This window comes from Pseudomonas syringae pv. coryli str. NCPPB 4273 (genome assembly GCF_000972175.1).
Lineage (GTDB): Bacteria > Pseudomonadota > Gammaproteobacteria > Pseudomonadales > Pseudomonadaceae > Aquipseudomonas > Aquipseudomonas syringae.
Window position 1 is genome coordinate 46,149 of the sequence record NZ_AWQP01000031.1, and the last position, 6,960, is coordinate 53,108.

A 6,960-nucleotide genomic window follows, 5' to 3' on the forward strand; every position below is an offset into this window, starting at 1 on the left:
GCATACCGTATCGCCCGGCCTCTACGTCAGACCAGATAATGACGCAGTTCCCGGGCGATCAGCAGGCGCTGGATCTCGCTGGAGCCTTCGTATATCTGGGTGATGCGCGCGTCCCGGTAGTAACGCTCGACCGGGTAGTCCTCCAGATAGCCATAGCCGCCATGAATCTGGATCGCCTTGGAGCACACCCATTCGGCCATTTCCGACGCGAACAGCTTGGCTTGAGAGGCTTCCGACAGGCACGCTTGCCCGGCGCTGCGCAGACGCGCGGCGTGCAGGGTCAGCAGGCGGGCGGCGTTGATGCGGGTGTGCATGTCGGCCAGCAGATTGGCAATGCTTTGATGTTCGATGATCGGTTTGTCGAACTGCACACGCTCCCGGGCGTACGCCAGCGCTGCTTCGAAGGCAGCGCGGGCAATCCCCAGTGCCTGCGCGGCGATGCCGATACGCCCGCCTTCCAGGTTGGAGAGGGCGATAGACAGGCCCTTGCCACGCTCACCCAGCAGGTTGGCTGCGGGGATTCGGCAGTTGTTCAAGGTGACCGCGCAGGTGTCCGATGCCCGGATGCCCATCTTGTGCTCGCTGCGGTCCACCACAAAGCCTGGGTTGTCGGTCGGCACCAGAAACGCCGACAGGCCCTTTTTGCCGAGCGTCGGGTCGGTCACCGCAAACACGATCGCCAGGTGTGCCCGTTTGCCATTGCTGACGAATTGCTTGGCGCCGTTGATGACCCACTCATCGCCCTGCAATTCTGCGCGAGTGCGCAGGTTGTGGGCTTCAGAGCCTGCATGCGGTTCGGTCAGGCAGAAACAGCCGATGGCCCGGCCTGTGGCCAGTTTTTCCAGCCACGCGTGCTTCTGCTCGTCGGTCCCGTAGTTGAGAACCGGCCCGCAGCCCACCGAGCTGTGTACGCTCATCAGCGTGCCGGTGGCCGCGTCGGCGGCGGAGATTTCCTCAACCGCCAGTGCATAGGCAACGTAGTCGATGTAGGTACCGCCCCATTGCTCCGGCACCACCATGCCCAAAAGGCCCAGCTCACCGAGCTCGGCAACCAGCGCGTCATCGATCCAGCCGGCCTTTTCCCAGGCTTGGGCATACGGCGCGATTTCATTACGCGCAAAGTCGCGCGCCATGTCGCGAATCATTACCTGCTCTTCACTCAATTCAAGGTCGTGCACGGCTCAATTCTCCAGACCGCTGAAGAAACTCTGCACCTGCGCGGCACTGACGTCCTGCGCGCTGGCATGTTTCCATTGCGGCTTCTTGTCTTTATCGATGATCAGCGCGCGTATGCCCTCGATCAGGTCACCGCGTTCGAACCATTGGCGGTCCAGGTGCAACTCCATGGCGAAGCAGGCCGGCAGCGGCAGATGACGACCACGGCGCAGCATTTCCAGAGTCACGGCCATGCTCAGCGGCGAGTGAGCTTTCATTCGGCTGACGGTATCCAGCGCCCAGTCCCTGGTGTCGCCGATGACCACCTGCTGAAGCTGTTCGAGCATGCTGGGGACATCCGGCAAGCCGAAAAAGTGGTCGATGGCGTGGCGCAGGGCTTCCAGCGGCGGGGAGGGCAGACGCTGGGTCGCCAGCTTGGCCAGCGCACCCTGCAGGTCCTTGAGTGGGGTCGACTTCCACTTCAGGTGATCAAGCATATGGTCGAGGCGCGGCAGCAGTTCGCTGTTCATGGCCCAGTTGGCAAGGCCGCAATACAGCGCGTCGGCAGCACCGATCTGCGACCCGGTCACGCCCAGCCAGGTACCCAGTTCGCCGGGCAGTCGCGAGAGAAAATAACTGCCGCCGACATCAGGAAAATAACCAATGGCGGCTTCGGGCATGCCGAGGCGGCTGCGTTCGGTGACCACGCGCAGGTCGGCCCCCTGGACCAGCCCCATGCCGCCGCCTAGCACCAGACCATCCATCAGGGCCAGTACCGGCTTGCGGTAACGGTGAATGGCCAGGTCCAGCTCATACTCTTCGGCAAAGAATGTGTGATGCAGATCCTGGCCGTTCTGGTGGCTTTCATACAGCGAACGGATATCGCCACCGGCACAGAACGCCTTGCCCCCTGCGCCGCGCAGGACCACTGCATGAACCGAGGGGTCGTCGGCCCAGCGGTCAAGTTGCTGGCGAAGTGTGCGGACCATGTCCAGATCGATTGCGTTGAGGCCTTCCGGACGATTGAGGGTCAAGTGACCGATGTGGTTACGCACGTCGACAGCGATCGAATCCTGGCTGGCGGGCGGTCGAACCGAGCGGGCCGATGAAACCTGTGAACTCATGCTGAACTCCTTGTTCGGTTGCGCTTTTTTCTTATTCGAGCGTTCAAGCGTCGCAGAAGATCCTAGCAGCGCAAATGTGCAAAGCAAAACTGCGTTTAAGCATAGTCTGAAGTTTCAGATAGCCACTGTTTAGAGCATTGGTGAATGCCTGAGCGTTGCTGTATCGGGCTGACCGACGCGAATCATTGCCTGGCGGATGAGTATTATGAGTGTCATTAATGTCACAAAAGGGAATTCCTCAGGTGTACCCCATGAACGTCCGCGTGCCAGTCATTTATGAGCGATAAGTATGCCCCGCGCGAGTGGGCCGCCCACGAGCGTCCGACCATGCCCGGCTCGCCGTCGACGCCGCTGCATTCGACTGCGCGGCGTTGGGCGTTTGCTGTCGTAGGGGTGATCGTCGCGCTGACCGGCGGGCTCGGCAACGCGCTGGTGGTCGCCAACCTGCCGTATCTGCAGGGCGCACTGGGGGCGACCTCGCAGGACATCGCCTGGCTGCCGGCGGCCTACATCATGACTAACGTGTCGATGAATCTGCTGCTGGTGAAGTTTCGTCAGCAATTTGGTCTGCGCGCATTCACCGAGCTGTTTCTGGTGCTGTACGCGCTGGTGACACTGGCGCATCTGTTCGTCAACGACATCGATTCGGCCATCGCTGTACGTGCGGCACACGGTATGGTCGGCGCTGCGCTCAGCACTCTGGGCCTGTATTACATGATTCAGGCTTTCCCGCAGAAGTGGCGGCTCAAGGCGCTGGTATTGGGGATTGGCACCGCCCAGCTGGCAACACCGCTGGCCCGGCTGGTGTCGGAAGACTTGCTGCAGATTGCCCAATGGCGTGGCCTGTATCTGTTCGAACTGGGCATGGCGCTGCTCTCGCTGGGCTGCGTACTGATGCTCAAACTGCCGCCGGGCGATCGTTTCAAGGCGTTCGAGAAGCTCGACTTCCTGACCTTCGGCCTGCTGGCCACCGGCTTTGCGCTGTTCTGTGCGGTGCTGTCACTGGGGCGTATCGAATGGTGGCTGGAAGCGCAGTGGATTGGTATCGCCTCAGCGGCATCGATTGCGCTGATCTGTGCCGGACTGGCCATTGAACATAACCGCAGCAATCCGTTGCTGATCACGCGCTGGCTGGGCAGTGGCGCGATCCTGCGTCTGGGCCTGGCGGTTATCCTGTTTCGCGTGGTGTTGTCCGAACAGTCGGTGGGCGCTGTCGGTTTTCTGCAGGCGCTGAACATGGGCAGTCAGCAGTTGCACACCTTGTATCTGGTGATGTTGCTCGGCAGCGTCTCGGGGCTGGCGGTCAGCGCGCTGACCATCAATCCTGCGCATCTGATCAAACCTTTGCTGATCTCCCTGGCGATGATGGCAATCGGTGCCTGGATGGACAGTCATTCCACCAACCTGACCCGCCAATCGAACATGTACCTCAGCCAGTTTCTGTTGGCGTTCGGTGGCACGTTCTTCCTCGGGCCTACCCTGGTGCTGGGGATCAGCGGGGTGTTGGCGAATCCGCGCAATATGGTCAGCTTTTCGGTGTTGTTCGGGATCACGCAGAACATCGGCGGGCTGATCGGGGCTGCGGCATTGGGCACCTTTCAAGTGGTGCGCGAGAAGTTTCATTCCAGCCACGTCGTCGAACACCTGAGCCTCATCGACCCGCTGGTTCAGGCCCGGCTGCAGAGCTACAGCGCCAGTTACAGCTCGGTGATCGCCGACCCGTCGTTGCGCAACAGTCAGGGTATCCGCGCGATGGCCACGGCCGCGACCCGGGAAGCCAACGTGCTGGCCTACAACGATGTATTCATGCTGATCGCGCTGATTGCCGTGCTGACCATGATCTGGATTTCAGCCCGGGTCCTGTGGCTGAAAATGACCACTCAACCTCTGGCGCTGGCACCCGTTGCACCTGCTGCTTCGCCCTCCGTATCCAACTCCGGCGTTAAATCTTCATGACCGAATCCAAGACCCCAGATACCGAAGCCCCTCGTAACTCGCCGCCACCGGCACCGTTGACGTCCCCGGTGACCAGCAAGCCGCGCTCGACCCGCAAGCGTGTCGTGTCTTCCGTGATTTTCGGCGCCGTCGCCCTGGCCGGAGTACTGGTGGTGCTGTACGCCTGGCAATTGCCTCCGTTTGCCAGCCCGATCGAGAGCACCGAGAACGCGCAGGTCAAGGGCCAGACCACGCTGATCGGGCCGCAACTGAGTGGGTATGTCTACGAAGTACCGGTGCAGGACTTTCAGTTCGTCAAGGCCGGTGATCTGCTGGTGCGTCTGGATGACCGTATCTATCGTCAGCGCCTGGACCAGGCCGTCGCACAACTGGCGGTGCAGAAGGCCTCGCTGGCCAACAATCTGCAACAACGGCGCAGTGCCGAAGCCACCATCGGCCAGCGCCAGGCCGAACTGCAGAACAGCATCGCCCAGAGCCGCAAGAGCGCCGCCGATCTGCGGCGCAATCAGGCGCTGGTGACCGACGGTTCGGTTTCGAAAAGCGAGCTGGATGTGACGCGTGCCGCCGACGCGCAGGCAAATGCCGCCGTTGCCGAGGCCAGGGCTGTCTTGCAGATCGCCCGTGAGGACCTGCAAACCGTCATCGTCAACCGTGGCTCGCTGGAAGCCTCGGTCGCCAATGCGCAAGCGGCTATCGAACTGGCGCGCATCGATCTGGACAACACCCGTATCGTTGCCCCGCGTGACGGGCAGTTGGGGCAGATCGGCGTGCGTCTTGGTGCCTATGTCAATTCGGGCGCGCAACTGATGGCGCTGGTGCCCGAGCAGCGCTGGATCGTGGCGAACATGAAAGAAACCCAGATGGCCAATGTGCGCCTGGGCCAGCCGGTGAGCTTTACCGTCGATGCGCTCGACGGCCACGAGATGCACGGCCACGTACAAAGAATTTCGCCCGCCGCGGGCTCGGAATTCAGCCTGCTGCCCGCCGACAACGCCACCGGCAACTTCGTGAAGATTTCCCAGCGCATTCCGGTACGCATCGTGGTCGATGCCGATCAGCCCATGCTTGAGCACTTGCGGCCAGGGATGTCGGTGGTGGTGAGCATCGACACCAGCGCGGACGGCGACGTGCCGCCTGATCCGGCGGTGCGCTGAGCCTCTGGATGATCGCTAATTGCTGGACGCGAGCAGGATTCGATCCGATGCAAGTTGACTATCGTGCCGACGCTCCGCGTCGGCATGCAGTTCATGACGCTCCGCGTCACACAGCGGTTCTGCGATATCAGGTGGTTTGGCGCTCGGCTCAGGTCACCTTTTCGCCCCTCGGCGAGTTACTTTGATGAGGCCAAAGTAACCAAATGTATGGTCAGCCCACCCCCTGCAATCGCAGTTCGATGAGCGGTAAAGCATGCTTGCGCTAATGTATCCGGGCTCATTCTGGGCAATTTCGCTGCCCGGCCCTTGATGAGTATTCGCCGCCTTACTGTCCTCAAAAGCCTTAAAGCCTCGAAGGCTGCTTTGGTTATCAGGTTCTCAGTCAGGCCATGAGCTGTTTATCGTCATCATCACTGCGTCGCAAAAGCTGGTATGTCTATTTTCTACTCAGATCATTGATGCGTTGTAAGTGCTACCTCGTCTGAGCACCGCCCATACGATTCTTGCCAGCTTGTTCGCTAAAGCACATGCCACCTTGTTCGGATGCTTGCGTGCCAACAAGTCTCTTACCCACTGCCCAAGGGCATCATCGCGGCGTTCTATTCGAATCATGAGCGCTCGAGAACCTTGCACCAGCAGGGTTCGCAGGTGCCTGTCACCTCGCTTGCTGATACCCAGCAATACGGGTCTCCCGCCTGTAGAGAACTGTCTGGGAACCAGCCCCAGAAAAGCGGAAAGGTCTCGTGAGGCTCGAAAATTGGAAGCGTCACCCAGATCCGCTACAAATGCGCTGGCGGTAATAGGACCAATGCCAGGAATCGTCATCAAGCGTGTACCAGCATCGTCTTGCGCCAGTTGCTGCTTGATTTGCGCATCACAGGCCTTTATTTCGGTATCAAGGCGATGAATATCCTCCAGCAAATGCTCCATGACCCTTTTGAACTGCAGCGGCAGGTCGCTACGTGAATCGTCAATCAGCTCAGGCACTTTGGCGATCGCTGCCTTGGTGGCTGGCAAGGCAACTCCGAACTCAAGCAAAAAACCATGCACCCTGTTGATGGCTTCAGTACGGTGGCAAACCAGTGACTCGCGAAGACGATGTTGTACAGAAAGTACCTGCTGCTCCACAGTCTTAACGGCAACGTAATGAGTACGCGGTCTGGAGGCCGCCTCGCATATAGCTTCGGCATCGATGAAGTCATTCTTGTTGCCCGTCACGTAGGGCTTCACATGTTGCGGAGCAATCAACTTCACCCGGTGCCCCAGCGAGGCGAGTTTCCTGGCAAGCCAGTGAGAGCCACCGCACGACTCCATTGCAATGGAGCAGGGTTCAATCTGAGCCGCAAACTGCAGAAAGCGATTGCGATTGAAGCACTTGCGTAATACTTGGTGGCCGCCTGCATCATGGCCTATGAGGTGAAAACTATTTTTACCAATGTCGATGCCTAAGAGCTTGAGGCCGTTTTTCATGAGTGATCTCCTCGACGTTAGAGAGAAACCCGGAAAGTGTAGACACTCCGGGTTTCTCGGATCGGGCTGACCATCTCATTATCCTGGCTCCGTTTCCGGCC

Annotated in this window: 5 protein-coding genes; 2 read left to right on the forward strand and 3 right to left on the reverse strand. The window is 59.9% G+C overall.

Annotated elements, in window-relative coordinates; genetic code table 11:
* Positions 1-26 precede the first annotated feature (26 nt).
* Positions 27-1,178 (reverse strand): acyl-CoA dehydrogenase family protein, encoded by a 1,152-nt coding sequence (locus P406_RS14340; RefSeq protein ID WP_046236536.1) that lies wholly within the window; start codon positions 1,176-1,178, stop codon positions 27-29.
* A 3-nt stretch (positions 1,179-1,181) separates the two neighbouring features.
* Positions 1,182-2,279: an enoyl-CoA hydratase/isomerase family protein gene (locus P406_RS14345; RefSeq protein WP_046236537.1), complete on the reverse strand. Its 1,098-nt coding sequence runs from the start codon at positions 2,277-2,279 to the stop codon at positions 1,182-1,184.
* Positions 2,280-2,555: 276 nt separating this feature from the next.
* Here P406_RS14345 and P406_RS14350 point away from each other — a divergent pair, with 276 nt between their 5' ends.
* Both P406_RS14350 and P406_RS14355 read left to right on the forward strand, forming a co-directional pair.
* Positions 2,556-4,235: an MFS transporter gene (locus tag P406_RS14350; protein ID WP_046236538.1), complete on the forward strand. Its 1,680-nt coding sequence runs from the start codon at positions 2,556-2,558 to the stop codon at positions 4,233-4,235.
* Positions 4,232-5,389: an HlyD family secretion protein gene (locus tag P406_RS14355; RefSeq protein WP_003409745.1), complete on the forward strand. Its 1,158-nt coding sequence runs from the start codon at positions 4,232-4,234 to the stop codon at positions 5,387-5,389. Before P406_RS14350 ends, P406_RS14355 begins: the two co-directional genes overlap by 4 nt.
* A 447-nt stretch (positions 5,390-5,836) precedes the next feature.
* Here P406_RS14355 and P406_RS14360 read toward each other — a convergent pair whose 3' ends face one another.
* On the reverse strand, positions 5,837-6,859 hold the full coding sequence (locus P406_RS14360) for an IS110-like element ISPsy7 family transposase (RefSeq protein WP_046236539.1): 1,023 nt from the start codon (positions 6,857-6,859) through the stop codon (positions 5,837-5,839).
* Positions 6,860-6,960 lie beyond the last annotated feature (101 nt).

What these genes read in the sequence shown, in the direction of transcription:
- P406_RS14345 (WP_046236537.1), bottom strand. Translation starts at nt 2,279, where the DNA reads ATGAGTTCACAGGTTTCATCGGCCCGCTCGGTTCGACCGCCCGCCAGC.
- P406_RS14350 (WP_046236538.1), top strand. Translation starts at nt 2,556, where the DNA reads ATGAGCGATAAGTATGCCCCGCGCGAGTGGGCCGCCCACGAGCGTCCG.
- P406_RS14355 (WP_003409745.1), top strand. Translation starts at nt 4,232, where the DNA reads ATGACCGAATCCAAGACCCCAGATACCGAAGCCCCTCGTAACTCGCCG.
- P406_RS14360 (WP_046236539.1), bottom strand. Translation starts at nt 6,859, where the DNA reads ATGAAAAACGGCCTCAAGCTCTTAGGCATCGACATTGGTAAAAATAGT.